General features: G+C 49.5%; 21 protein-coding genes. 10 read left to right on the top strand and 11 right to left on the bottom strand.

All coding sequences use genetic code 11. The annotated features are described in order from the left end of the window. The 5 genes from ACOJTG_RS22745 to ACOJTG_RS22725 form a co-directional block, all read right to left on the bottom strand. Positions 1 to 574 (bottom strand): DUF3823 domain-containing protein (locus ACOJTG_RS22745; RefSeq protein WP_420155904.1); only part of this gene is annotated, 574 nt, incomplete at its 3' end. 13 nt (positions 575 to 587) lie between these two features. Continuing rightward, on the bottom strand, positions 588 to 2,465 hold the full coding sequence (locus tag ACOJTG_RS22740) for a RagB/SusD family nutrient uptake outer membrane protein (protein ID WP_420155903.1): 1,878 nt from the start codon (positions 2,463 to 2,465) through the stop codon (positions 588 to 590). Positions 2,466 to 2,475: 10 nt separating this feature from the next. After that, positions 2,476 to 5,952, bottom strand: coding sequence for a SusC/RagA family TonB-linked outer membrane protein (locus ACOJTG_RS22735; protein WP_420155902.1), 3,477 nt, complete (start codon positions 5,950 to 5,952; stop codon positions 2,476 to 2,478). Between the two features lie 21 nt (positions 5,953 to 5,973). Next, positions 5,974 to 6,948, bottom strand: a complete 975-nt coding sequence (locus tag ACOJTG_RS22730) for a FecR family protein (RefSeq protein WP_420155901.1) — start codon at positions 6,946 to 6,948, stop codon at positions 5,974 to 5,976. 34 nt (positions 6,949 to 6,982) lie between these two features. Then, entirely contained in the window at positions 6,983 to 7,639 is a 657-nt protein-coding gene (locus ACOJTG_RS22725) for an RNA polymerase sigma-70 factor (protein WP_420155900.1), read from the bottom strand. Between the two features lie 264 nt (positions 7,640 to 7,903). On the opposite strand from ACOJTG_RS22725, the gene ACOJTG_RS22720 reads away from it, so the two are divergent. The 4 genes from ACOJTG_RS22720 (at position 7,904) to ACOJTG_RS22705 (ending at position 10,980) form a co-directional block, all read left to right on the top strand. Further along, positions 7,904 to 8,077, top strand: coding sequence for a hypothetical protein (locus ACOJTG_RS22720; RefSeq protein WP_420155899.1), 174 nt, complete (start codon positions 7,904 to 7,906; stop codon positions 8,075 to 8,077). A gap of 94 nt (positions 8,078 to 8,171) precedes the next feature. Next, positions 8,172 to 9,251 (top strand): 1,4-beta-xylanase, encoded by a 1,080-nt coding sequence (locus tag ACOJTG_RS22715; protein WP_420155898.1) that lies wholly within the window; start codon positions 8,172 to 8,174, stop codon positions 9,249 to 9,251. A 346-nt stretch (positions 9,252 to 9,597) separates the two neighbouring features. Continuing rightward, positions 9,598 to 10,140 carry a type VI secretion system tube protein Hcp gene (locus ACOJTG_RS22710; RefSeq protein WP_420155897.1) on the top strand — a complete coding sequence of 181 codons (543 nt, stop codon included), beginning with the start codon at positions 9,598 to 9,600 and terminating at the stop codon, positions 10,138 to 10,140. A gap of 15 nt (positions 10,141 to 10,155) precedes the next feature. Further along, positions 10,156 to 10,980, top strand: coding sequence for a T9SS type A sorting domain-containing protein (locus ACOJTG_RS22705; protein WP_420155896.1), 825 nt, complete (start codon positions 10,156 to 10,158; stop codon positions 10,978 to 10,980). Between the two features lie 150 nt (positions 10,981 to 11,130). Here the strand turns inward: ACOJTG_RS22705 and ACOJTG_RS22700 are convergent, their stop codons facing one another. The 3 genes from ACOJTG_RS22700 to ACOJTG_RS22690 form a co-directional block, all read right to left on the bottom strand. Further along, positions 11,131 to 11,607, bottom strand: coding sequence for a GNAT family N-acetyltransferase (locus tag ACOJTG_RS22700; protein ID WP_420155895.1), 477 nt, complete (start codon positions 11,605 to 11,607; stop codon positions 11,131 to 11,133). Positions 11,608 to 11,743: 136 nt separating this feature from the next. Continuing rightward, a complete protein-coding gene (locus ACOJTG_RS22695; RefSeq protein ID WP_420155894.1) occupies positions 11,744 to 12,877 on the bottom strand; it encodes a lactonase family protein in 1,134 nt (377 codons plus the stop codon). A 39-nt stretch (positions 12,878 to 12,916) separates the two neighbouring features. After that, on the bottom strand, positions 12,917 to 13,945 hold the full coding sequence (locus ACOJTG_RS22690; protein WP_420155893.1) for a DUF4421 domain-containing protein: 1,029 nt from the start codon (positions 13,943 to 13,945) through the stop codon (positions 12,917 to 12,919). 202 nt (positions 13,946 to 14,147) lie between these two features. Between ACOJTG_RS22690 and ACOJTG_RS22685 the strand changes: the two genes are divergently transcribed. Both ACOJTG_RS22685 and ACOJTG_RS22680 read left to right on the top strand, forming a co-directional pair. Further along, positions 14,148 to 15,371: a hypothetical protein gene (locus ACOJTG_RS22685; RefSeq protein ID WP_420155892.1), complete on the top strand. Its 1,224-nt coding sequence runs from the start codon at positions 14,148 to 14,150 to the stop codon at positions 15,369 to 15,371. A 27-nt stretch (positions 15,372 to 15,398) separates the two neighbouring features. Further along, positions 15,399 to 17,000 (top strand): hypothetical protein, encoded by a 1,602-nt coding sequence (locus ACOJTG_RS22680; RefSeq protein WP_420155891.1) that lies wholly within the window; start codon positions 15,399 to 15,401, stop codon positions 16,998 to 17,000. 587 nt (positions 17,001 to 17,587) lie between these two features. Here the strand turns inward: ACOJTG_RS22680 and ACOJTG_RS22675 are convergent. The 3 genes from ACOJTG_RS22675 to hemN all read right to left on the bottom strand — a co-directional run bounded on the left by ACOJTG_RS22675 (position 17,588) and on the right by hemN (position 20,654). Beyond that, positions 17,588 to 18,598 (bottom strand): hypothetical protein, encoded by a 1,011-nt coding sequence (locus ACOJTG_RS22675; protein WP_420155890.1) that lies wholly within the window; start codon positions 18,596 to 18,598, stop codon positions 17,588 to 17,590. A 35-nt stretch (positions 18,599 to 18,633) separates the two neighbouring features. Then, the gene (locus ACOJTG_RS22670; RefSeq protein ID WP_420155889.1) at positions 18,634 to 19,128 is read right to left on the bottom strand and encodes a hypothetical protein; all 495 of its coding nucleotides are present in this window, start codon (positions 19,126 to 19,128) and stop codon (positions 18,634 to 18,636) included. Between the two features lie 182 nt (positions 19,129 to 19,310). Next, positions 19,311 to 20,654 carry an oxygen-independent coproporphyrinogen III oxidase gene (gene hemN, locus ACOJTG_RS22665; RefSeq protein ID WP_420155888.1) on the bottom strand — a complete coding sequence of 448 codons (1,344 nt, stop codon included), beginning with the start codon at positions 20,652 to 20,654 and terminating at the stop codon, positions 19,311 to 19,313. Between the two features lie 157 nt (positions 20,655 to 20,811). On the opposite strand from hemN, the gene ACOJTG_RS22660 reads away from it, so the two are divergent. The 4 genes from ACOJTG_RS22660 to ACOJTG_RS22645 all read left to right on the top strand — a co-directional run. After that, on the top strand, positions 20,812 to 21,366 hold the full coding sequence (locus tag ACOJTG_RS22660; protein ID WP_420155887.1) for a CopD family protein: 555 nt from the start codon (positions 20,812 to 20,814) through the stop codon (positions 21,364 to 21,366). Between the two features lie 63 nt (positions 21,367 to 21,429). Continuing rightward, positions 21,430 to 21,594, top strand: a complete 165-nt coding sequence (locus ACOJTG_RS22655; protein WP_165795967.1) for a hypothetical protein — start codon at positions 21,430 to 21,432, stop codon at positions 21,592 to 21,594. 499 nt (positions 21,595 to 22,093) lie between these two features. Next, entirely contained in the window at positions 22,094 to 22,561 is a 468-nt protein-coding gene (locus tag ACOJTG_RS22650; RefSeq protein WP_420155886.1) for a DUF3592 domain-containing protein, read from the top strand. Positions 22,562 to 23,098: 537 nt separating this feature from the next. Next, on the top strand, positions 23,099 to 26,471 hold a 3,373-nt coding region (locus ACOJTG_RS22645), incomplete at its 3' end, for a pyruvate carboxylase (RefSeq protein ID WP_420155885.1).

Genomic DNA, 26,471 nt, shown 5'->3' with positions numbered 1-26,471 from the left:
TCTGAATGCCACTTATGGTTTTCAGGTCGGCTCCTTTGATTACCTGCGAGGCAATGTTGGTTCGAACGTCCACAAAATCCGTTTTGCTGATGTACAGAGCCACTTCTTCAATGGCTTTGGCCGAGGCGTCGGTAATGATTTTTTCGATCGAAAACTGGGTCGAAACCTTCGACTCTCCGCCCGTGAAGGTGGCATTACGAATCATGTAATAGGGCAATACCTCCAGGTCCAGGGTCTGGCTGCCGCGTACCTGCACCGGAATGGTATCCGATTGGGTTTCGGCGTTGCGAATGGACTTGAACGGCCCCTGATACGAAGGAATCACCAGCTTGTAATTCCCATCGAACAATTGAGACGAGTACGAGCCGTTTTGATCGACCGTCACGTTAATGGGTCCTTTTTTGCCCCAACCGGGCTCCCAGAGTTCGAAGTTTACGTTGTTGTATTCAACGCCAATGGGTTCACCCTTATACACAATCCGGCCATTCAATACCGCAGTCGGCGGATCGTAATTATCAAATTTACAGGCCGTTAGCGAAGCTCCCAGCAGTAAAAAGAGAAGATATTTTTTCATCAGTCCGGTGCGTTTACTGGTTCGGGTTTTTCACAATTTTGGGGTTGTTGTTCCGGATGTCTTCGTTGATAAACGAGTAGTAATTACCCAGCCGGAAGCGGTGGGGGTTGGTTACGTTCGAAGGAATGATCTTCTTGAACACCCACTTACCATTCTGCTCGGTACCCGGAGCGTAGATTTTATACGGCCACAGTCCGAAAATGCGGGTGCTGGTTTCGGTAGCTACGCCGGGCTGGGTCGTGAGGTCGGTCGCGTTGCCATTCCAGACCACGTGAGCCAGCCGCCAGCGTTTCAGATCCCAGAAAATGTGGTTTTCAAACGCCAGCTCTACTTTACGTTCGTGCACGATGCGGTCGAAACTCAGATCAGCCGCAACCAGATCTTTGGTAAAACCGGCTCGTTTCCGAACCTGATTCAGGTACTCGGCAGCCTTGGCCGACTGCCCCAATTCGAAGGCAGCTTCGGCGGCGTTGAGCAGTACTTCGGCGTAACGGTAGCGAATCCACCAAACTTCACTCCGGGTGCCGAGTTGCCCGGATCCTACGGTCGGATCCTGGTACTTACGCACGTAAAAGCCCGTCTGAGCACTGTACTCCAGCCCGTCGATGGGACCGTCAAAACCAACCACCTGTTCTTCCGTCGTTTTGCCGGGCAGTACCTTGCGGGAGCCGAAATTGTCACCCGTAATGATGGAATTATTGGCCAGAATGTACCCGGCCCAAATGTCTACGGTTTTGCTTTTAAACTGGCTTCCCGGCAAAATCACGGTTCCGCCTAAACGAGCATCACGACCGGCAAATAATTCCAGCGGATTGGAGAAGTACCGATAGCCGCCGTTCGCATCGGTGTAGGCGTAGGGAGCAAAGGTGTTATCCAGTTTTTCGAAGGACTGAACCAGATTCAGCGAAGGATTCAGGCGACCACCCTGCTGTTCCTCGGCCACCGAACGCGGCTGATTACTGATCGTCCAGTCGACGGTTTTGCCACTTTTGAGTTTAAAATCCTTCACGAAAAGGACTTCGGCATTGTTGGATTTATCCGTAAACAAACTGGCAAAGTTGTCCTGCAAATCCGTCGGCTTTTTCAGATACAGCGAGTATTGACCCAAAGCAATGAGTTCCTCGGCTGCTTTCAGTGCCTTCTGGTAATAGCCCGCAGCTTTATCGGCAGCGATGCCCACTTCCCCACCCGGTAAGGAAACCTGCGGGGTATTAACGCCGTACTTGGCAATCGATCCGGCGTAGAGAGCCGCCCGGGCTTCGGTGGCCAGAGCCAGTCCTTTCGTAGCCCGTGATTTCACGTTAGCATCCGCCGGCAAATCATTTTTGATCGCCTCCATCTCCGCAATCACGAAGTCATAAATCTCGGATTCCTTCGCCCGGGCGTATTGCAGGTAGGTGGGATCACCACTGAAGTCATACGCCAGGGGTTCCAGAATCAGCGGTACGCCGCCCATGCGTTTCACTTCCTCGAAGTAAAACGAGGCTCGTAGGTACCGGGCTTCGGCCAGGAAACGTGTTTTGTCGCCAGCACTGAGTTGGGTCGCCTGTTCGCATTTCTGAATGAACAGGTTCATCTCCCGCAGGTAGCCGTAGTCCCAGTAGTTCCACCAGTCGTAGCTGTATTCCTGGTTTTTGTGCCGGTAGTATTCTCCGGAACTCGAAGCAAAGGCCTCGTCGAAGTTGGCGTACTCCACCCACCTTTCCGTGCTCTGCATGTCGGGATAACGATCGTACAAATCGACCAGTACCGTCAGAACGAGATTTGGGCTTTGCCAGACTTTATCGTTGGTGAGAATATTGGTCGGGTCTTTATCGAGAAACTTCTCATCGTTGCAGGACCAGCTCACCAGCATCAGGACCAGGCAACTGAGGTAATGCATTTTTTTCATAGTCAGGGTATTAGAGCGAGAGGTTCACCCCTACGTTGACGAATTTATTTTGGGGATAAGCCAGGCCGTTTTCTTCCGAGATCTCCGGATCAATGCCCGCCTTCCGCAGGTTATCGAGAGAGAAGAGGTTGTAGGTATTGAAGTACACCCGAGCCCGTTTCACTTTGATTTTTTCGAGCATTCGCTGCGGAATGGAATAGCCGAACTCCATCGTACGCATTCGGAGGTAGGTGACGTTGGTGAGCCAGAAATCCGACGAGCGGTTGTTGCTGTGGCCACCATCGTTGAAGCGTAAGGCCGGGAATTTACCGGCAATCCAGGCACTGTTGAGGTCATACGGATTTTCGCGGTGCCAGCGATCTTCGTAGAAATCTTTTAGCAAGGCCCCCGTATTCTGGAAGGGCCAACGCATCTCCCAGTTCCGGATTACGGAGTATCCCGAACCACCCGAGAAGTCGGCTGTAAAATCAAAGCCCTTCCACGCCAGTTGCAAATTGATGCCGAAATTGATCGTGGGGTTACTACCGGCTCCATTCCCGATTGGACGCTGGTCATAGTCGTTGATCATCCCGTCGCCGTTGGTATCCTCGTAGATCAGATCACCGGGTAGTAAGGTTTTGTTACCCTGACCGTCGATGTTCACGCCGTATTCGGCAATCTGATTCAGTGATTCAAACTGACCGATGACGTGATACCCCCAGTACAGGTCATTCCAGCGGTTTTCACCTGAATTGCGGTAATAATCCCAGGAATTGTTCCAGCGGGGTTTGTACGAACTCAGGAATTTCCGGCGGGAATACGACAGGTTTCCACCGATCGTAAAGTTCACCTGATTGATTTTGCTGGTGTAGAACAAGGAACCTTCGCCCCCCAGCTGAGCATCGCTGTTGACGTTTTCGTCGGGCAGGCCGTAGCCGAGTTCAGAAGGAACGAGTACGTCATATTTCCGGCCCCGTAAGCCGGAACGCTTCCGGTTAAAGTAGTCGAGCGAACCACTGAATTTGCCGTTCAGGATGGTGTAGTCCAGACCAAAGTCCAGAATTTTAGAGGTAAACCAGGAAATGTTCGTGATAGGTACCCCCCGGTCCCGCGAACCTTTAATGACTTTCCCATCAATAATGACCGTCGAGGAACCGTAGTTGTAACCAGATACGTAATCGAAATCACCGATGCCTACGTCATCATCCCCCAGTGCCCCGTACGATCCGCGAAGTTTCAGGTTGGTCAGTACGCGGTCACCCCCTACCCAATTCTTGAAGAAAGGCTCTTCGGTAATCCGCCATCCACCGGAAATCGAGGGAAAGAAACCCCAGCGTTTCGAGGGAGCAAACTTGTAGGAAGCATCCCGCCGCCCGGCCAGTTCCAGAAATAATTTGTTCTGGTAGTTGTAGTTCAGGCGTCCGATGTACCCGGCCCGGGCCGTCTGGATGTCGCTGTCGTTATAGGTGTCCATATCGGCGAATTGCAGCAAGGGCAGTTCGTTGGTTTGCGGGACGGAGTGCACCCATACGTCAATTTCGCGGCGGGAAATTCGCTCGGCCACAAACGTGGCGGCTAGGTTGTGTTTGCCGAAACTGTTCTGGTAATTGACCTGTCCCTGCACTACGTTTTCAAGCACTTTTCGCGTACCCCGCTCCCGCCAGGGGTTGGTACTGCCGCCCGTACGAACGTAGGTATCGGTGTCTTTGTAGTACGTATATGCATCGTACGTGTATTCGTGACCGTTCATTAAGCGATCCGCGAAATAGTACGAGTAGGTACCCTTGGCCGTCAGCCCTTTGATGGGCGAGCGGTATTCGCCCGTGAAGTTGGTTTGCAGCACCCGCCAGTCTTCCCGCCAGTAACCGGACTTATCCTTATTCAGCAAGCCCCAGTTCGTATCATTGTGGCCGATGTCGTTGAGGTACGCGGGATTATCGTTAGCAAAGGGACGTTCGGTCGGACGATTGCGAAACAACGCAAAACGAGGGCCCCAGTAATCGTCGCTGCCCGGCACGCCGGGGTTATCCCGCGTTTCAAGCCGACCGTTGATTTGTACACCGACTTTCAGGGAATTCGTAATCTGGGCGTCGATATTACTCTGAATATTGGTTCGTTTGAACGTAAACTCCCGACCCAGTACCGAGTTCTGAAACAGGTGCGTCGCCGAGATATAGTAATTGATCTTGTCAGAGCCACCCGTTGCGTTGATATTGATGTTGTACTGCGGAGCGTTCTTCTTGATGATGTAGTTGTGCCAGTCGAAACTCTTGTAACCCGTTTCAGTACCCTGTTGCCATTTGGCCAGTTCTTCCGGTGTGATGTCCGTACGACCGTATTGGTTCATTTCGCCGTCGGCCTTCCCCAACATCCATTCGTAGGCGTTGGTGGTACGGGGAAAACGCGTCCAGTTCTGTACCCCCGTGTAGGCATCCACATTGATGGTGTTCGGGTTACCCATCTTGCCGCGTTTCGTCGTCACTACAATAACCCCATTGGCCGCCCGCACGCCATAAATAGCCGCCGAGGCGTCTTTGAGTACGGTAATGCTTTCAATATCGTTGGGGGAAATGTTGTTAAACTGACCCGCGTCTTTCTGAATGCCATCGATGACGTACAGCGGATTACCCATGTTCCGGATCTGGATGTTAGCACTCGAACCGGGCCGTCCATCGGTCATCCGAAAGGAAACGCCGGGAATTTTCCCCGCCAGTCCACTACTCACGGTCGATCCGCCGTGTACTTTTTCGAGATCTTTACTAGAAATGGTCGAAATCGCTCCGGTGATGGATTCTTTCTTCTGCTCGCCATAGCCCACGACTACCACTTCATTCAGGGCCTGATCGGTGGCCTTCATCGAAATGTTCAGTACCGTCTGCGTACCAACGGCCAGCTCCTGGGTTTGGTAGCCAATGGAAGAGAACACCAGAATAGCATTATCATCGGGAATATCCAGCCGAAACGTCCCTGTCGCATCCGTCGTGGCTCCTTTCGACGTTCCCTTGACGATGACGTTAACGCCCGGTAACCCTTCGCCCGTTGCCTCATCGCGTACGGTGCCGCGAACGGGAATATCGGCCGAAGGCGTCGCGTGCAGCAGCGACAGCAAAGGCGTGGTGGCATTCACCGAAGGCATCACAAAGGAAGTCTTGGGAGGTGTGGTTGCTGGCGTGGACCTTTCTTCCGGCGTAACGACGTAAGCATTTTCCTTGACTTTCTGATACGTCAGCCCCGCCGGATACAAGATTGCCCGGAGGGCCTGTTCCGCCGTTCGATGGCTTCTTAGCCGCTCGACCGGGATCGATACCGGATCGACCACCCGGTTCTCGAACAGAATATCCACTTTATACTGGGTCTTGATTTCCTGCAAAACCTTGCGGAGCGAGCGATACGCCGGAGCTTTGGTTTCCTGCCGCAGGGTTTCAGCACGGGCGAAGGTCTGCGAGATGCCAATCCCCGGTAGCATCGTCAAACCCGCCCATAAGCAGATGGGTAGTGTTTTTTTCATAGATAATCGTAAGAGGTAGAATTAGTTTTTCTCGGTCAGGGTAATGTGCTTGCCTACGCGTTCCACCTGCAGATTCAGGACCAGTTGCAGGGCGTTTAACAACTCATTTCCGTCTTTGGCATTGAAGGTTCCGCTGACCATCCGTTGGGCGAGGTTCTGATTCGGAATCCTTACTTCGTACCCGTAATTTTCCTTCATCAGCTGAGCAATTTCGGAGAGTTTAGTATCGGCAAACACGTAGCGGTAGTGCGTCCAGGCGGCCACCTCCTCGGGTTTCGGCTGTTTCGTCAATGCGTACGAACCCACGGGGGTCAGGGTTACCTGATCACCGGGTTTCATGGTTAACGTCCGGCCTTGTTTCTGGAAATTCAACTGCACTTTTCCCTGCATGAGTACTACCCGTGTACCGCGTTCTCGGTTGAACACCACAAACTCGGTCCCGAGTACTTCCACGTCGAGATTCCGGTCGGTTTTGACGACAAAGCGGCGATGGTCTTTCGTGTGTACCACCGAAAAGCGGGCTTCTCCGTTCAGCAGTACGTTTCGAGGGCCGCTCCCAAAGTCAAAGCGAGGGTACTTTAGCGTAGAATTAGCATTGAGGGTGACGTGGCTGCCATCGGGTAGTTCGACGGGAAGTACCTGACTGTATTCCGTTTGGTAGGTTTTATACTGAAGGGTATCCCGAAACAACCAGCCTGAGCACAGTAACAATACACCCGCCGCGGCAAACCAAGGTTTCCAGGACCATAACCGACGGCTAACGGGTTTGGCTGCCATCGGCTGGTTCCCCTGTTGCATGAACAACTGGTACCGTTCGAGGGCCGTTTCGGTATCGGCTACGTATTGAAGTTGCTGCGATTCCCACGCGTGGAGGGTTTCGTAGAACAGGGCTCGATTTTCCGGCTGCTGAAGCCATTCTTCAATCAACCGGGCCTGCAAAGGCGTCGCTCGCCCGGCATGATAATCCATCAGATGGACTCGGGTAATCGATTGCATACGTTGAGGAAAATGAGAAAGATGGGATAAAACCTTAGCAACTGAAGAGCACGATAAGAAACAAAAGCCCCTCGTCCTTCAAGACGAGTCGGAGCGTCGATAACGCCTTACTAATGTGCGTTTCGACGGTTTTTATACTGATTTGAAGTTCATCGGCAATTTCCTGATACTTCCGGTTTTCGAAGCGGCTCAGCAGAAAAACCCGCTTGCACTGCGAGGGAAGTTGTTCAATCGTTTGCTCAATTTTGCGTTGCAGCTCGTCGAACTGGACCATTTCGGCGGGCGATGGCTGGTAATCTACAACAGCCAACTGCTGGGGATCGGTACTCTGGCGGGATTTCTGTAATTCCCACCGCAGGTAATTATACGAACGGTTTCGAACGGCCTGGTACAGATAGGCCACAAAGGAAGTCGTAACGGATTCATACACCCGATCACTCCAGAAGCGGCAGAAGACTTCCGAGACTATGTCTTCGGCCACTTCCTTGGAATACACCAGTCGAACCGAATGACTGCATAAAGCCGCGTAGTATTGCCTAAACAGGGCTTCACAGCCCTTCTGGGGGTTTTCCTGAAATAACAATTGTAACGATTCTTCCTTGTCTTTGCCCATCGGATTACGTGGATTGAAATCCACCAGTCGGGCGGCGGGTAACGAACGGATTACCGGGGTTGGTACAGGTAAAGACATAAGTCAGTGCTTCCAGCGAGTAAAGGGGTTCACTGAGCTTATTGACAAGTAGGTATTCAAACACCCTGAGTCACTTTTATAATTTTTTGTATATTTTTTTCAACCTTAATAAGAGTAACTAATTTTTTTTAAAATACCAGTCTAGTTCTTCCTACAAATAATTCTATTCATCCGAATGGCTGACTCAGGGTTTCGGCCTACGAACTTGTCCTGAGTGTAGCTTGATTTATTCAATACCTTTGCACGAATTCAAAGTACCCTTGAATGAAACGATACCTCTTGCCTATTTTATCTATTTGCTTTGGACCAACGCCTGCCCAGTCAATGAATCGGGCAGCGTTGGCTCCGGGCCATTACCAGAATGAGCTCTTGTACTGTAGTGCATCGGGTACGCTCGACTGGTTAGGAAGGCATCAAAATCATACGCTTAACCTCTAATCCTTAATTATTCACTAACGTCCCCGTTCATTAGCTACGCTTACTGACTACCTCTAAACAATCCACTTCTAACCACTAACTACCAACGCTCACTATGATTCGTAGTTTGCTTACCCTTCTCACGCTGGGCTTCTTTTTCGTAACGGCTCAAGCTCAAACCACGACGGGCGAACCCGTTAAAGTGGTACCTGGTCGCTGGTCGGCTCAGAAAGCCAACGACTGGTACGCCAAGCAACCCTGGCCCGTAGGAGCCAACTTTACCCCTAGTACGGCCATCAATCAACTGGAATTCTGGCAGGCCGATACCTGGGATCCGCAAACAATTGACAAAGAACTGGGCTGGGCAGAAGGCATTGGCATGAACGTCATGCGAGTGTTTCTACACAATTTGCTTTGGGAGAACGACGCCGAAGGCCTAAAGAAACGCATGGGCGAGTTTTTGACCATTGCCGATAAACACAAGATCAAGATTCTGTTTGTACTATTCGATTCCTGCTGGAACGACGATCCGAAAACCGGCAAGCAACCCGAACCCAAACCGGGCGTACATAACTCGGGTTGGCTGCGGGCACCCGGTACCAAGCGGATGTTTGACTCGCGTACCTGGGGCCCCTTGGAAGCGTATACGAAGGGCGTCATCGGAGCTTATGCCAACGACAACCGTATTTTAGGTTGGGATTTATTCAACGAACCCACCAACAATGGCTACAACGATGCCGTGATGCCGTTGCTCATCAAGTCGTTTGAATGGGCCCGGGCGGCCAAGCCTAGTCAGCCGATTACGTCTGGCTGGTGGCATGACCATCCGTTGTCCAACGGATTTATGTTAGCCAACTCGGACATCATCACGTTTCACAATTACAAATCGGCGGAAGATCTGGAAAAACAGATTCTCGAATTACAGAAACTCGGTCGTCCGATGATCTGTACGGAATACATGGCCCGCAAGCACAACAGCCTCTTCCAAACCTGTTTACCGATTTTCAAAAAATACAAAGTGGGAGCCATTAACTGGGGCCTCGTAGCGGGTAAAACCAACACGTACTACGCCTGGGACGAACCCATTCCCAGCGGCGATGAACCCAAGCTCTGGTTCCACGAAGTATTCCGCAAAGACGGTAGCCCCTACAAAGCTGAAGAAGTACAGGTGATCCGGGAATTGACGAAGAAGTAAAATCTTTTTGATACGTATAGTTCTATCCCGAAAGCATCGAATGCTTTCGGGATATTTTTTTTACTAGATGGTAAAAGGTATTGATTTTTATCAACGCTATTCTGTATCTTTGTTTTGCCCTCTTTCAACGTCATTATATCCAATTTTTTTACTGTACTCATTCGTTTTTGACTTACGACAGCTGAACCGCTCGTGTAGGTCATGTTTTCCCGCATAAGCGTTCCCTCCCGCCAGTACGATCGTCTTATTGAAAGCATTTACCTGCTTAGTTACTTGACTGCTTCGGTCAGGCTACTTTCCTGTATCCATTTCAAACCCTTTATTCCACCGTTTATCTCTTTAATTCATGAGAAAAATTTATCTCGCTCTGCTCCTGAGCCTGTTTGCTCTAGTAACAACCCGTACGAACGCCCAGGGTATTTTTATGGCTACTGATCCCATTACCAGGAACGGTAGTCAGATCGAAAACCACCGTGATGAAGTTGAACTCACCAGTATTCAGTATGGTATATCCAGTGAAGCTTCGTTTATAAAAGGAACTGGAGCTTCTGTTGGAAAGGCTGTTTTCAGTGCCCTCACGCTTACAAAATTTTACGATGTTTCCAGTGTAGCTTTGGTCGATAAAATGGTCACGGGAGTAGCTATTCCAAAAATTGAAATTAACTTTTATGATCGCGACAACCGGGTTTCCTATCGAATTCAGCTGGAAGATGTATTTGTAACTTCATACGAAACCAGTTCTACGGGCACTTGCGACCATGGGTGCCCGGATTTGCAGGAATCAATTAGTTTGGTTTTTAGAAAATACACCATCTTCGAAGCCAATGCCCAGGGGGGTAAACTGCAACAGAAATTTAGCTTCGATGTTAGCCAGAATAGAAAGCTATAAAGCCAGGAGATCCCTATGTTGCTACGCTATTTTTATCTCCTCCTGGGGTGTATCGGGTGGCTGGCTCTACCCGCCTATTCGCAATCAGGAGCCAAGTTTCCCCTCAGCCCTTATCAGGTTACGAAGCGGAAAGTGGATAGTCTTCAGCGACTGACCACTGCCGGGCATTTTTCGGTTCGTTCACAGACGTCTCGTACCACCTCCAAACCGCTTGCCGGGGGGCGGCAACTGGCGAGTTGCGAGAGCTACCTCTGTAACTTGATTCAATCGCCCCTACCCGTAACCTGGGTAAAGGTTACGGGCCAGCGGCTCAGCGAAAATCAGGTGAAAGTAAGCTGGGAAACCGCGACCGAAGTTAACAATCAGCAGTTTGAGGTACAGCGTTCGGGGCAGGCGACGGAAGGCTTTGAAACCATCGCGACGGTACGGGGCGGACTCACTTCCTCCCGAACGCTTCGCTACGAATCGATCGATGCAAATCCCTTTTCTGGAATTTCTTACTATCGCATCAAACAAATCGATACGGATGGTTCCTATACCTTTTCGAAGGTGGTTTCGGTACAGGGATTCGAACAGGTACTCACCGTCAGAGCTTTTCCCAATCCGGCCGTCCGGCAAAAGATTACCTTTCAGCTTTCCGGGCTAAAAGCTCCCCAACCGGTTGCCGTTGAGTTGTATAATTCGCGGGGTATGCTGGTCTACCAACGAAAGGATCAGCCCTTATCGAATGATTTTCGGATTGAGGTAGATCCTACGGCTCATATAGCTGCGGGTTTCTTTTTTGTAAAGATTCGTACGAATACTCAGCTTGCTCAGGCTTCGTTTGTACTCCTGCCTTAGCTTCATTTATGTTCCTAAAAAGAGGTACTGGTTGACGAGCCAGTACCTCTTTTTATGCAATCAGGATCAAGTTCTGTAGGGCACAACCCATATTACCCCTCTCGGCGTACATGAACGAGTATGTTAGGCTGGCTTCCCAGCGGCTACCGATTACAAGTCTTTCAGCATCCAGATGGTGCAACTGTAATGCCCGGAATTACCCAAAGCCTGTGGGATGTAATGAAAACCCATTTTCTCGTACATGCCCACGGCAGCCGACATTTCGGCAAACGTCTCCAGGTACAGTTGACGATAGCCTAGCGACTGGGCGGTATCAAAACACTGTTGCATGAGGCGTTTTCCAATACCCTTGCCCCGCGAGGCGGGTGTCAGGAAAAAACGAACTAACTCGGCACAGCCGTCGGGCAAACCACTGGTGGGCGATACGCCACAGCCCCCCAGAATTTCGCCGGATTCTTCGGCTACCCAATAGGCTGAGCCCGGTTTTTGAAAAAGCGTAAATAGATCGTCCGTTGTAGGATCCGTATGGGCAGTTCCTTGCAGGGGTACGTGAAATTCTTCGATGGAACTCCGGATAATCTGAGCTAAACGGGCGTTGTCTTTCGGTTCAATGGGACGAAACAGCATACAATCAAGAGGGAATGAACGTGAAAAAGACCGGCGTTTGACTTCCGGCCTTTAAAATTAACGGTCTGAAATGAAAACATCCCGAAAGCCGCAAAGCTTCGGGATGTTTTACCTACAGCCGTAGAACATATTTCGGCTAGCCTTTCGGAATCATTTTCAGACAAACGGGCATCGATACAGAAATCTCCTTGCCCGTAGGTGTAATTTTTCCACTTTTCGCATCGCGTTTGAATACTACCACATTATCCGTATCCCGGTTCGCTACCAGCACCCATTCGCCGGAAGGATCAATCATGAAGTTTCGGGGATGTTTGCCGCCGGAAGACGTTATATCAACCAGCTTGAGCGTACCCGTTTTAGCGTCGATGGCGTAAATGGCAATGCTGTCGTGACCACGATTCGAGCCGTACAGGAATTTGCCGTCCGGCGATACGTGTAAATCAGCACAGATATTCTGCCCTTTGAAATCCGTTGGTACGGTAGATAAACTTTGTAACGGCGTTAAGGTGCCGTCTTTGCTGTACGCGTAGGCCGTTACCGTTTGATTCAATTCATTGATGGCGTACACAAACTTACCCGATGGGTGGAACGTAAAATGCCGCGGTCCCGCTCCGGGTGTGGTTTTTGTGGGTTTGCCTTCGGTCAGTTTGCCCGTTTTTTCGTCGAGCTGGTAATACGTGATTTCATCCATGCCCAAATCCGGCACATACACGTCGCGGTTATTGGGAGCAATATTGATGGAGTGGACGTGAGCTTTTTCCTGGCGTTTTTCGTTGGGTCCTTTTCCTTCGTGCTGGATGGTTTGTTGCGGGGCTCCTACGCCGCCGTTTTCCAGCACGGGAAGAACGCTCAAACTACCGCCCCCGTAATTACCGACAATCACCCACTTACCCGTTCGATCTACGGCTACGTAGCAAGGGCCCGCTCCACCCGAGGATTCTGAACTCAATTTATCGAGCGTACCGGTTTTAGTATCAAATGCAAAGGCGTATACGGCACCGCCATTTTCCATTTCTCCGACGGAATACACTTTTTTTTCATCCGGTGAAACAGCCAGGTACGAGGGATTCTTCAAGCCTTTGGCAATGCTTTCTGACGAAAAATCGCCCGTCTTGGTGTTAAAGGAATAGACATAAATGCCTTCACTGGATTTTTGGGTGTAGGTACCAATCAGAAGGTGGTATTCATCTTTTTTCGAGCGTGGCGGCGAAATCAGTTGAGCCGAACCGAGTAGACCCAGGCCTATGGAAATTACAGTGAGTGTTTGCATGCATTCTAAGGTTTAGTAAAGCCCAAAGCTATACGTTATTTATTCATTTATATTAGGTTTAGCAGAATCGAGCAATCGCCGCTTCTCCCGAGCCAGCTTTCGCAATTTCTTTCCGGGATCGAATCGTTTGGCTATGGTAAGTCGGTAATTACCGGTCCGAATGAGGTACTCGGTCCGACTGGCCCCCGCCAGACTGACGTCCGAATTCACCAGCGATACGTTCACATTCCAGAGCTGACTGTTATAGCCCAGTACCGCCCGGTAATTCACATTGGGCCGTACGTGCAGGCGAGTCTCGTGCTGATTGTCAGCGTATTCATGGCTCATCGTCAAATTCAAATTAGCCGTCAGCGAACCCGTGGCGAAAAAATGTCGATTCAGTACCCAGGTATACGCGTACCCACCACCCGGCCCAAGTTTGTAGAAGCGTACCTTTTCAATGGTATACTCCGGAGCCAGAACCGAAGGTTTCAGAGCACTATCTGCCTTGATAACCCCGTAGTAAATTTCCGCACCATAGAGCCAGGAGCCCGCCGATTTCTTCTGCCATTCGTTCTGTACAAAGGCGGCCCGGTACGAAAACCGTTCGCCATTGCTCAGCCGATATACCGAAGCTCCGACCATCCGCAGCTTTAAATCGGGTCGTAAATAATACGAATCCGATTTAATTTCCTGAGGTTTCAGGTAGTATCCCCGGTAGAATTGCCCGTACACGTCGGTGACCCAATGACGGCTGTACAAGTGCGATTGCAAATCCAAGTACTTGGTTTTTCCCTGCCCATGATCCGGATTTAGAAAACCGAAGCCGTAGGCCAGATTCAGGGTAAGCGATTCATAAGTAGCCCCCACACCCAGGTTGAGCGAAGTGTTGGGTTTATACGTAAGTCGCATTTTGGAATTATTCATCCGTAAGCGACTGTACTTCTGCGACATATACACGCGACCTGTCAGCTTTCGCACGTAAGACGAAATATAGCTGGTGTCGATTTCGGAGCGGGATGAATGAGCTTCCACCGAACCCGTACCCATGATGAGCAGGACCGGCAAGAGTTTAAAAAAGGAAGTCATCGCGTAGGGGTATAATGGAATAGGCGTGTCTAAATGCTGAAAAAAGAGGTCAAAGCTAAAATGCAAGCACTGGCCTTGATCCGTATTAACGCGAAATCCACGGGGATTGTTTACTCAGCAAAACTCATAAAGTACTGAAAATACGTTATTTATCTATTTTTAAACCTTATCTTGCTTCACCCATTCCTCACCCGTTTCTACTATGTCTACGACTGCATCGGTTCCTCAAACCTGGGCTCATCGCACCCAAGGTTCTACTTCTTTGTTACTGGGCATTCCGCTATACGTGTATGCCTGCGTACTGGCTTCATTGAGCATTTTTGTGGGCGTACTCTGGGATATTTCCTGGCACATGTCCATTGGGCGGGATGGCTTATTTTCAGCCCCCCACCTGTTGATTTACCTGGGCTCGGCTTTTGCGGGTACATTCGCGGGGTATCAGTGTTTGAAAACTTCCTTCTGGGGTACCCTGGAAGAGAAAAACCGATCGGTTCACTTCTGGGGAATTTTTTACAGCTCTTTGGGCGGACTTTTCTGCATCTGGGGTAGTATGGCCGCCCTGTCCTCGGCTCCATTCGACGACTGGTGGCATGCTGCTTATGGCCTCGACGTAGAGATCTTTACGCCGCCCCATTCCGTACTGGTGTTTGGACTAATGACGATTCAGTTGGGAGCTATGTTTATTGTCATGGCGATTCTGAACCGGGCAGATCGGGTAGCTTCGTTCAGCGATGAACAAAATCAACAACGCGTACAGCGATTACGGCTTTTGTTTATGATGACGGCGGGTTTTCTGCTGGCTCTGGTCTACCTGTTCACCTCCGAATTTATTGACAATTCGCGGGGTCACACATCGCTGTATTATCAGGTCTCGGGTTTTGTGTTTCCGCTCCTGCTTTTTGCGACCGGACGGGCCTCGGGCCACCGCTGGGGTGGTACCATCATCAGTGCGGTGTACATGAGTGTACTACTGATTACGAACTGGGTACTCCAGCAATTTCCGGCCGAGCCTTTACTCGGACCCATCCTGAATCCGGTCACGCATTTTCAGTTTTACGGATTTCCCGTTCTGCTGATCCTACCGGCCATTGCCTGTGATCTCGTAGCGGCTCGACTGAACGGTCGCAACGACTGGCTACAGGCCCTCGCTCTGGGTTTAGTGTTTGCAGTAGTGTACGGTGTGGCTCAATGGTACTTCTCCGAATTTCACTTTACCTCGCCCCTGACGAGAAATAAAATCTTCGGTAACTACACCTGGTATTTTTCCAACGACCCCAACTGGAAATACCGCTACACCTATGGCCCCTGGGCTATCGAATCCGCTTCTCAACTGGCCTCCGGTCTGGGTATTGCCCTGCTTATTACCGTGGTATCAACCCGATTGGGCCTGGCCTGGGGCAAATGGATGCAGAAAGTTGTTCGCTAACCTATCCTCCTTCTGACTTTGGTTTTTATGAAATACCTTTTTTCTCTTTTCGTGGGCTTCCTGTTGCCCTTGCTGGCTCAGGCTCACGTCGGTAGTTCGGGCGTAGTGTTCGAAGGGGTTGCTGGTAAATATCCCGTACAAGTGTTTGTACAGCCCCCGGACGTTATTCCCGGCACGGCAAAAGTAACCGTACTGGTGGGAATGGGTCGTGTTGAGCACATCAGTCTGAAGCCCATCTATTTTTCAGCGGGCGACGAAGGCTCACCCCAGGCCGATCCGGCCCTGCCGGTGGGCAGCGAACCGGGCCAGTTTGAAGGGTCCGTCTGGTTTATGGAAACGGGCTCCGCCAGTGTACAGGTAACCATTGAAGGAAGTCTGGGTAAGGGTATCGTCGTAGTGCCCATTGTTGCTGTATCGACCGCCACCCGCGAAATGCCTGCGGTAACGGGTTGGGTACTGGTGGGTTTGGGAGTATTGTTAGTGGGCTTGATGACGACCATCTTCGGAGCCAGCCTGAGCGATAGTCTGCTCATGCCGGGACAATCCGATACGAAAACTAGTCGCCGCCGTCGGGTAACCGGCTCGGTACTGGGGGCTACGTTTTGCTTTGGTATTTTGTTCATTGGAAATAACTGGTGGAAAGCCCGGGCCGATCAATACCGGGATTTTCTGTATAAACCGTATCGGGCCACGTCCAGCGTAACGAACCAGGCCGGGCAACCCGTGCTAACGCTCCGTATTGATTCGACATCCCAACACCGACGTTCGCTGAGTTATCTGGTACCGGATCACGGCAAACTCATGCACTTGTTTCTGGTACGGCAGGGCTCGATGGATGCCTTTGCCCACTTGCACCCCAATCGCCTGGATTCGCTGACGTTTCAGGCGGCCTTACCGGACCTCCCGGCGGGCAAATACCTGCTGTACGCCGATATGGTGCGGTACCAGGGTTTTTCGTACACCGTAACGGATACGCTCGATATTCCGGCCCTCCCCCGTTCGACCTCTAAGACCCTAGCCGCTGATCCGGAGGATACGTACGCGGTTACGTCGTCGGTAACGACCCAGCAACCCTTGCTTGGCGACCGGGCCATTACGGTTTGTGGTAAGCCGGGCTTGAAAACCAAACTACAGGATGGCTCCACGATTGTCTGGGAAGCCCAACCCAATCAGACCTTCCAGACGGGTAAAGTCTACTCCCTGAATTTTTCCATTCTGACGCCCGAGGGCAAACCCGCCATCTTACAACCGTATCTGGGGATGATGGGACACGCCGCCGTGTTTAAGAACGATGGTCAGGTATACATTCACCTGCACCCCACGGGTACCTTTTCCAGTGCTTCCCAGCAGATTCTCGAAACCCGGATCGCCGAAACGGAACGAAAGGCTCGCAATCCTTCCTCCCCGCAGGTATTCCGGGACAGCGTCGATCAGGTGCTGGCGAAACTGGCTACACTACCCGAAGCCGCCCGGGACGCAGCTCTCATGCCGGGCATGAAACACGAAGGCCATACCAACCACCTGAGTATTCCCTATGCCTTCCCCCAATCGGGAGCGTATCGGATCTGGGTTCAGGTCAAACGTGAGAATCGGGTACTAACGGGGGTGTTTGATGCCACGGTATTGTAAGTGAATCTATAATACATTACGAAAAAAGGCGGACGAATCTGATCTTGATTCGTCCGCCTTTTAACTTCTTGAATGGTCCACTATAAATTAGCGGGAAATCAATAGGCTATCAATGGATGTTCCTTTATGTAAGGGTAGTAATAGCGTTTGTAGTTGATGCTTCGTCATCTTTTTCCATGTAGCAATCGGACCACTGTGTACATCAGTCTCTAAGCTCAACTTTTCTTTAGCTTGATCATACCATAGACTTTCCTTAAGTGGGTAACCGTCCATAGGATACTCATAAAGCACCTTACATTCATCGCTGAATACAAAAGCATATGGCCGAAGCAGGTGCTCCAGTGCTTTTTCCTGCCCCTCGGCTCGGGAAGCGAAACTTCCGATGTAGTAGTATTCAAAGGGACGGATTAGATCGATGCAAACCCATACAATCGATATCAGCATACTGACTAATACTATAAACCCAATTACTCGGCCCCGTACTTTCATAGGTATGTTACGTTTTGCAGGTAGTTACTGAAGGTTGCATGGGCTATTCTGATCGTCATGTACGTCCCTTTTTTTTCGATACAAATAATTTACTTATACTAAGGCACGTAATCAATAACCCTCTGAAGCCAGCTTTTGAATGAATATTTCTCTCTGATGGCCGGATCCAGTGGAATATACGGCAGAATTAAAAAGGCATCCAGTTCCGCTTCATTGGTTTCAGTTAATACGAAAAAGTTATTTGGATGATAAAAGTCCTCTTCTACGACTAAAGCATTAGTCGTAATTACTTTCTTCTGCCAGTTAATACCGTCAAAAATCCGAAATGAAAAACCCGCGTGAGCATCCATCTTAAAATCAAGAATAATTTCCGTATTTTTTATCAGTCGTAACTGTTCTTCGTAGGGTACGATGGTGTGCAGGCAGTTAAAGTTCTTTTTTATAAACGTAGATATTTCTTCTTCGTCGTGGGGCTGATACACAAAGTCAAATCGTACGGGTTGTAGTTTAGTCGTTATGTATTTGTAGAATGATTGAATAATCTCGACGCGGGAAGGATGATACGAACTAATATAATAAATTTTATACGCCGGCTGACTTTGTACTGCATTCGTAGTTAGCTCCGGATATTCCACGTAAAAATTAGGAGCGTATTCAACACCGTAAGCTTTGAACGTATTGATTTCCGTCCGATCAAAAATAAAAAAACGATCAAACCATTTGATTTGCGGTAATACCTGAGGATTCAGCGTTAACCCATCATAAAAAAAAGAAATGAACTTCACGCTTCTTGCCTTCGCTTCCAGTAAAAGTTCGGCAGAAAACAAATCCGATCGAATGACGAGCGTAACCTCATACCGATCATATTTCTGAATTAACGATCGTCGTTTACTGGTTAAATACTCCGCTTTCAGGCTCCTTTTATCGGATGAAAATAGCTTCTTAACCAGATAATTCATTTTCCGAAAGCTATCTCGGTAGGTAAAAGCGTATTGATTAGTATGCACCACTACCACCTCATAGCCCAGATACGTAAGATTTTTTTCAATCACTACGTACAACTGATAATCCCAAGGGGCAATTAATAAGAACTTCGGTTTAGCAGGCATTTCAAACGGTAATTTCTCAATAGATTCTATTCAATTTAATCAGTACCCGTACGCCATTTCTGAATGGCCTGCTGTAATGCTTCCGGTTGCTGGGTTCCGATCAGTACTTTTTCGCCCCGGTTTTTATAAATCAATACACCCGTGTTTCCTTTGGCGTTAAAAATGGTACCATACTGCTTTGAAAAGCGGTAGCCATAACCGATGAATCCGTAGATAATGAGTTCCGTCCGAACGATTTCGCTGGAATGTATGCGTTCGGTCATAAAAGGACTGAACTGAATTTCTAGTACATCCCCAGCAAGAACCGTTTTCAGTGAAATAAAGTAAAAGAGCGTCAGTAAACTAAAGGGTATACTACCCAGAGCCAGTAAGGCCGGCGTGCTGATCGTACTGCCGTTCAGATCATTACCTATTACTGCAACGTGAATGATAGCCCAAAGCCACGTACCCATAATCGCAAGTAAGGGCAGCCAGATCCACGCTTGTGTCATTTTCTGCGTTTCCTGATAAACGAGCTCTTTCTTTAGCATGTCATAAGCGGTTTAGCGTTGGGAGTATATTATAAGTACTTCATTACGCTATTCCCTAAACAGTGAATATAGGCTTTTTTCAACAAAAAAGCCCTGATTGCTCAGGGCTAACTCGCGTATCCTCAGTTTTAAGTATCGCCTTATTTTACCAGTACTTACAGATTACTGACATAAAAATTCGATCAAACGGTTTTAGAAAACAACGGTTGCTGGGGTTGATTTTTCTTTAGTTTTTCGTCAAATACCATACAAATATTCCGCAAAAAAGCTCTACCCTTTTCCGTAACCTGCACGCGATCTATGGTATACTCGAGCAACTGATCGTTCTGTAATCCCTGCAAAGCCGCTTCTATTTCGGAAGAGCTACCGGGCTGCCATTGGGTTTCAAAGCGACACATCAGATCCAGAATCTGACGCCGGATGTGCAGATCTTCGTCGGTCAGGGCGTGGCCTTTCAAAATCGGGAAGGTCTGCTCTTCAACCGCCGCCGTGTACGCTTCGATATCTTTCAGGTTCTGAGCGAAGGCTGTCCAGCAGTCCGAAATGGAAGAAGCCCCCAAACCCACTAGTACCTCCGAACGCGTGGTGGTATACCCCATAAAATTCCGGTGGAGGGTACCCGCTTGCATGGCCTGATACAGGGAATCATGAGGCAAAGCGAAATGGTCCATTCCGATTTCGGTATAACCCGCTTGCTGCAGTAGATCCCGACCGATTTCGTACAGAGCCCGTTTTTCTTCGCCCTGTGGAATGTCTTCGTTCTGAAAACCGCGTTGTCCCGTGCCTTTGATCCAGGGTACGTGAGCGTATGAGTAATACGAGATCCGATCGGGCCGTAACGCAATGGTTTTCTGAATGGTATCCCGAACGCCCGCCTGCGTCTGAAACGGCAAACCGTACACTAAATCGTGACTGACGGACGTGTAACCCGCCCGGCGAGCATTTTCGGTGGCGAGTTTCACCCGTTCGAAAGGCTGAATGCGATGAATCGCCTGCTGCACACGTGGATCATAATCCTGTACTCCGAAGCTGACGCGGCGAAAGCCCAGGTCCGCGAGGGCCTGCAAATGTTCAAACGTGGTATTGTTGGGGTGCCCCTCAAAGCCAAAGTCCGGCTGCTCAACCGCCGTCGTACCTTTAAGTAGCTGTTCGACAAACCAGGCCAGATTCTCAGCCGTGAAAAAAGTAGGCGTTCCACCCCCAAAGTGCATTTCGGCTAACTCAGGTCGCGAAGGAAATAGATCCAGATAGAGTTGCCACTCCCGCAGTACCGTTTCCAGATACGGCCGCTCGACCGCATGATTTTTCGTAATCCGTTTATGACAGCCGCAAAACGTACATAAACTTTCGCAGTACGGCAGATGTACGTACAAACTGACGGATCGGTCGGAACGAATGAATTTATCGAGCAAGCGGGCTTTCCATTGTTCCGTAGTAAACGTATCCGTTTCCCAGTACGGTACCGTGGGGTAACTCGTATAGCGTGGCCCAGCCACATCGTATTTTTTTAACAGTGAAGTCTCCATCAGTCGCGTATCCAAGAAGCACGGCTCAGTGGCCGGTGAACTGTCCGCAAATTTTCCGGTTTGAGCCGGGGTAAACAATGACTTTTCTCAGGTCCGCGTACCGGATCGGTCATTCAGGCTTTACTTTTGACGATCGTTTCACTGGTCTTGTTTATCCATGGAGTCTGCGTATCCCTACCTCAAATCCCTGCACATCATTTTTGTGGTGAGCTGGTTTGCGGGTCTGTTTTATTTACCCCGGCTGTTTATTTACCACACCGAAGCTCATACTAAGCCGGAGCCAGCCCGTGGCATTCTGCTAGCCGAATACCGGAAAAATGAAAAGCTACTCTTCAACGCCATCATGGTTCCGGCAATGTGGCTCACCATTCTGTCGGCTAGCTGGATGCTGTACCTGATTCCGGCGTGGCTGGAACAATCCTGGATGCACCTGAAGCTTACCTTTGTGGCGGGTGTGGTGGCGTACCATTTTTACTGCCGCAAGCTGATCTATGAACGGCGGCAGGATCACTTCCGGCACAGCTCTTTTCAGTTACGGTTGTGGAATGAAGTAGCAACGGTACTACTCTTTGCCATCGTTTTTCTGGTCGTACTGAAGAATGCCCTCGACTGGATTTATGGTGTGGTGGGTCTGCTTGTTTTTGCCGTACTTATTATGATGGCCGTACGGCTGGTCAAACGGCGGCGGGAACAAAAGCAGCAAAAGCCTTAAAAGAACTTGGCGGTTTAGGTTGCAGCCTCTATTTTTGTCACATTATCTCAAAAGAAATTCATCATGTCATCTCATAGCGAATCAACCTCTTCTAAAGCACCTCAGTTGGGCGGTTTTCTTCTTCTGGCTATTGTCCTCTGGGGTTTTGGCGATTTATTGACGGCTATCGTGGGAACCGTATTGATTGGAGCTGCCTTTGCCGCTTACAATTCACCCCGGCATTTTTAATCTGAGTAAATCAGATAAAAAAAGGCCTGCTAGCTTTAGCAGGCCTTTTTTTGTGCCTTGCCGTTACCTTTCAAGAAAAAAAATTCTAATCATTTTCGCAAAAGATTATTTGGGCAGCAGGGCCTGAACGCTCGGTACGCACTGTTATTTTATTGCTGTGACCATAGGGAATTCCTCAAAACGGCGGAACAGGGAAATACCACTCCATAAATAGTTCAATTTATCAGCGAAAAAATTTTAAAATAATTAATCCCTTTCTTTGAAACCTCATTTTTCAAAAATTGAGCAAAATTTAATTCTGCTTACTAAAAATTAAACTTGTTTATATCAGAAGTTCAATTTTCTCCCTTAAACTCATCTTTTTTTAAAGCTTCCTAGCCACTCATCCCTTACGCTAACTATTTGATAATCTGATAGAATAGCTAGTAATTCGAACCAGAAAATAGAACGTTACGACAACCATGTACGTTCTCTTCAACACAGTCTGATTCGAAAAGCCATGAATTTTTCTTTGCATAGTTCCTTATTGATGTCTCTTCCCCGGCCCGCTGGTATGACCCAACCCGGGGCAGAATTTATGTTACCCTTTCTCGTCATTGCTTTAGCTTGCGTAGGCGTTGGTTTTTACTTTGCCAACCGTCGTCAGCAATGGTTACAACATTCAGCGGTTGCGGAAGGTACTATCGTTGATGTCCTGAAGAAATACAACCGGGATGATAAAATGGGTAACTACCCACTCCTTTTCCCTCAGGTGAAATTCAGTGTGGGTAATCACCAGTTCGTAGCTCAGGGCGAAGAAGCCCTCTCCCAACCGATTCAGGTCGGCGAGACAGTACCCGTTCGGTACAACATCGAAAACCCCGAAGACGCTACGCTGGGAATGGACCACGTACCGGGCACTAATCCGAAGGTATTTTACATCTTAGGAGGCGTCTTTGTACTGATCAGTGTACTGTTTGCCCTGTAAGTTTCGCACTAAGCATTGGTGTTTTCTCCGATACAATCCCCCTAAGGTCTGCGATCTTAGGGGGATTTTTTATTGGTGCTTTCTTCAAACTTATTCCCTTCAGAAAGGTTTCTTCAGCGTCTGCCCTACGCACCCCATGAGAAATCTTATCCGCAATTCGTCATTCCTTCGCTGTCCAATTCCGGAAAAGCAGTCTGTGGTGCGGGGTTTTTAACTGAAATCAATAGATTTACTTCCGGGAGTATCCTCGGTCTCATTCACCGCAAGGTTTCTGTGTAGGGCTGTTCTTATCCCTTGTCCGGTCTTACCTTGAATAAGTCTAATAATATATCCATTGGATATAATTGAGCGACGTTTTAAATTTTTCAAGACTCTCCAAATTATATTCAGAATTTTTTAAAGATTACGGCATTTCTTTTGGCAAGTTTGCATATTTGCAGCCAACTATTTTTAAGTATGATAAACGCTTGTACTAAGGGTTGAATCCTTGAAAACAAGCCTTACCCGAATAAGTCTTTCTTTTAACCTCATTGCTGCATGACTCCTGAATACGTCCGCAAAATCAAGCGTCTGCTGGTAGCCAACCGGGGCGAAATTGCCATTCGCATTATGCGGGCCGCTACCGAACTGGGCATCCAGACCATTGCTGTCTATACGTACGAAGATCGTTACTCGCTCCATCGCTATAAAGCCGACGAAGCCTATCAGATTGGCCGGGATGAAGACCCGCTTAAGCCTTACCTCGACGTGGAAGGACTGATTGCTCTGGCCAAACGCAAAAACATCGATGCCATTCACCCCGGCTACGGTTTCCTGAGCGAAAACACGACGCTGGCGACCCGTTGCCGTGAGGAAAATATCATTTTCGTAGGCCCATCCCCCGAGGCGATGCACGCCCTGGGCGATAAAGTGATTGCCAAGGATACCGCTATCAAGGCGGGACTTCCCGTCATCCAGGACGCGAAAATCAAGGGAGAGCCCATTGAAAAAGTCATCTCTGAAGCCGAACGTATCGGTTTCCCGATCATGCTGAAAGCCGCCGCTGGTGGCGGTGGCCGCGGGATGCGGGTCGTTCGGGACGCTGAATCCTTGGAACGTTCTTACAATGAAGCCCGGAACGAAGCCAAAAATGCGTTCGGTGACGATACGATTTTCATTGAAAAATACATTGAAAATCCCAAGCATATTGAAGTACAGTTGCTGGGCGATCAGCACGGGAACCTCCTTCACCTGTTTGAGCGGGATTGTTCAGTACAGCGTCGTTTCCAGAAGGTTGTAGAAATTGCTCCTTCCGTCAACCTCAAGCAGGAAACCCGCGACAAGCTGTACGAATACGCCGTAGCGATTGGTAAAGCCGTAAACTATTCCTGTGCTGGTACGGTGGAATTTCTGGTCGATAAGGAAGAGAATATCTACTTTATTGAGGTAAACCCCCGGATTCAGGTAGAGCATACGATTACGGAAGAAATTACCGGTATTGACCTGGTACGAAGCCAGTTGCTGGTAGCGATGAATTACAAGCTCTCCGACAACGGCATTTACCTGCACAGTCAGGACGACGTGGAAATGAGCGGCTTTGCCATTCAGTGCCGTATCACGACCGAAGATCCCGCGAACGGTTTTAAACCCGATTTTGGTACCATCATTGCGTACCGCAACGCCGCTGGTTTCGGGATTCGTCTGGACGAAGGTTCGACGTATCCGGGGATGAAAATTTCTCCCTACTTCGATTCCATGCTGGTGAAGGTTTCTTCGTCAGGCCGTACCTTCAAGGGAGCCATTCAGCGACTGGAACGGGCCCTGGTCGAATTCCGGATTCGCGGGGTGAAAACCAATATCCCCTTCCTGCAAAACGTACTCGCCCACCCGACTTTCCAGTCGGGATCGTGTACGGTGCAGTTCATCGACAATTCACCCGAACTCTTTAATTTCCGTAAATCACAGGATCGCTCGACCAAGCTGTTACGCTACCTCGGCGAAGTGATCGTGAACGGCAATCCGGACGTAAAAGTCAAAAATCAGAAGATATTCCGTACGCCCATCGTACCCAGCACGGATCCGTACAGCGAATTTCCGATGGGGAACAAGGACCGCCTGACGCGTCTCGGTCCGGCCAAGTTTGCGGATTGGGTCAAGGAACACAATACCATTCTGTATACGGATACGACCTTCCGCGATGGACACCAGTCATTGCTAGCCACGCGGGTACGTACCGACGACATGCTGGAAGTTGCTTCGGGTTTTGCGAAAGCGTTCCCACAGCTGTTTTCCATGGAAGTCTGGGGTGGAGCGACCTTCGATGTTTCGATGCGGTTCCTCTACGAAAACCCTTGGACGCGGTTGCGGCAATTCCGCGAAGCTATGCCAAACATGCTGCTTCAGATGCTGTTCCGGGGTAGCAATGCCGTGGGGTACTCAGCGTATCCGGATAACCTGATTGAAACCTTCGTGGAAAAATCCTGGGAGTCGGGCGTGGATGTGTTCCGCATTTTCGATTCGCTGAACTGGATTGACTCGATGAAGGTATCGATCAAGGCCGTACAGGAACGCACGGGTGGAATTGCCGAAGCGGCCATCTGCTACACCGGCGATTTCCTGCAACACAAGAATAATCCGAACTACAAATATTCACTGCAATATTACCTGGATCTGGCCCGTCAGTTGGAAGACCTGGGTTCGCACATGCTTTGTATCAAGGACATGGCGGGCTTACTGAAACCACAACAGGCGGCCATTCTGGTGAGTGAACTGAAGAAAGTACTGAGCATTCCGGTACACCTGCACACGCACGACACCTCCTCGATTCAACCAGCTACATACCTGAAAGCCATCGAAGCGGGTGTGGATGTAGTGGATTGCTCCATTGCAGCGATGTCAGGACTGACGGCTCAGCCCAACTTCAACTCCGTGGTAGCCATGATGCAGGGCCACGAACGCGAGCATCCGATTGACTTGTCATTGCTGAATCAGTATTCTACGTACTGGGAAGATGTTCGGGAATACTACTATCCGTTTGAAAGTGGCATGAAGTCCGGTTCGGCGGAGGTGTACGACAATGAAGTACCCGGCGGTCAGTTCTCGAACTTACGTCAACAGGCTATTTCGATGGGCGTAGGCGATCAGTTCGAAACGCTGAAGAAAAACTACATCACGGCCAACCAGCTTTTCGGTGACATCGTGAAAGTAACACCTTCGTCGAAAGTAGTCGGTGATATGGCCATTTTCATGACGACCAATAACCTGACCTCGGATGAAATTTTCCTACGTGGCGATTCGCTGAGTTTCCCTGAGTCGGTGAAGGGTTTCTTTAAAGGCGAACTCGGTCAACCCGCGGGTGGCTTCCCTGAGAAACTTCAGAAGCTGGTGTTGAAAGACGACGAACCCATTACGGGCCGTCCGAACGATAGTTTGCCACCCCTGAATATTGATGAAGATTTCGAAGCGTTCAAGAAGAAATTCCCCAACGCGGAGACGTTCATGGGTAATGATGGGGCCTTCCTCGATTACCTGGCGTACAAGATGTATCCGAAGGTATACGAAGAATTCTACGTCGCTTCGGATCGGTACGGAGATGTGAGTAAGCTGCCTACACCAGCGTTCTTCTACGGGCTGAAACAGGACGAAGAAGTACTCGTGACGATTGAGGAAGGAAAGACGATCATGATCAAACTTTCCTACGTATCCGAGCCCGATGAAACGGGTCATCGGACGGTAACCTTCGATCTGAACGGACAGGCTCGCCGGATTTCCATCAAAGACCAGACGTTCAAAGCCACCAAAGCCCAGAACGAAAAAGTCACGAAAGCGGGTCAGATTGGAGCACCATTACAGGGTCGTCTGGTACGCATTCAGGTAAAAGAAGGCCAGGAAGTAAAGAAAAACCAGCCGCTGTTCGTGATTGAAGCCATGA

The sequence above is a fragment of the Siphonobacter sp. genome (genome assembly GCF_048595215.1).
In the GTDB taxonomy this organism is placed as follows: Bacteria; Bacteroidota; Bacteroidia; order Cytophagales; family Spirosomataceae; genus Siphonobacter.
Note: the sequence above shows the minus strand (reverse complement) of the source record. Positions and strands in the feature narration are given on the sequence as shown.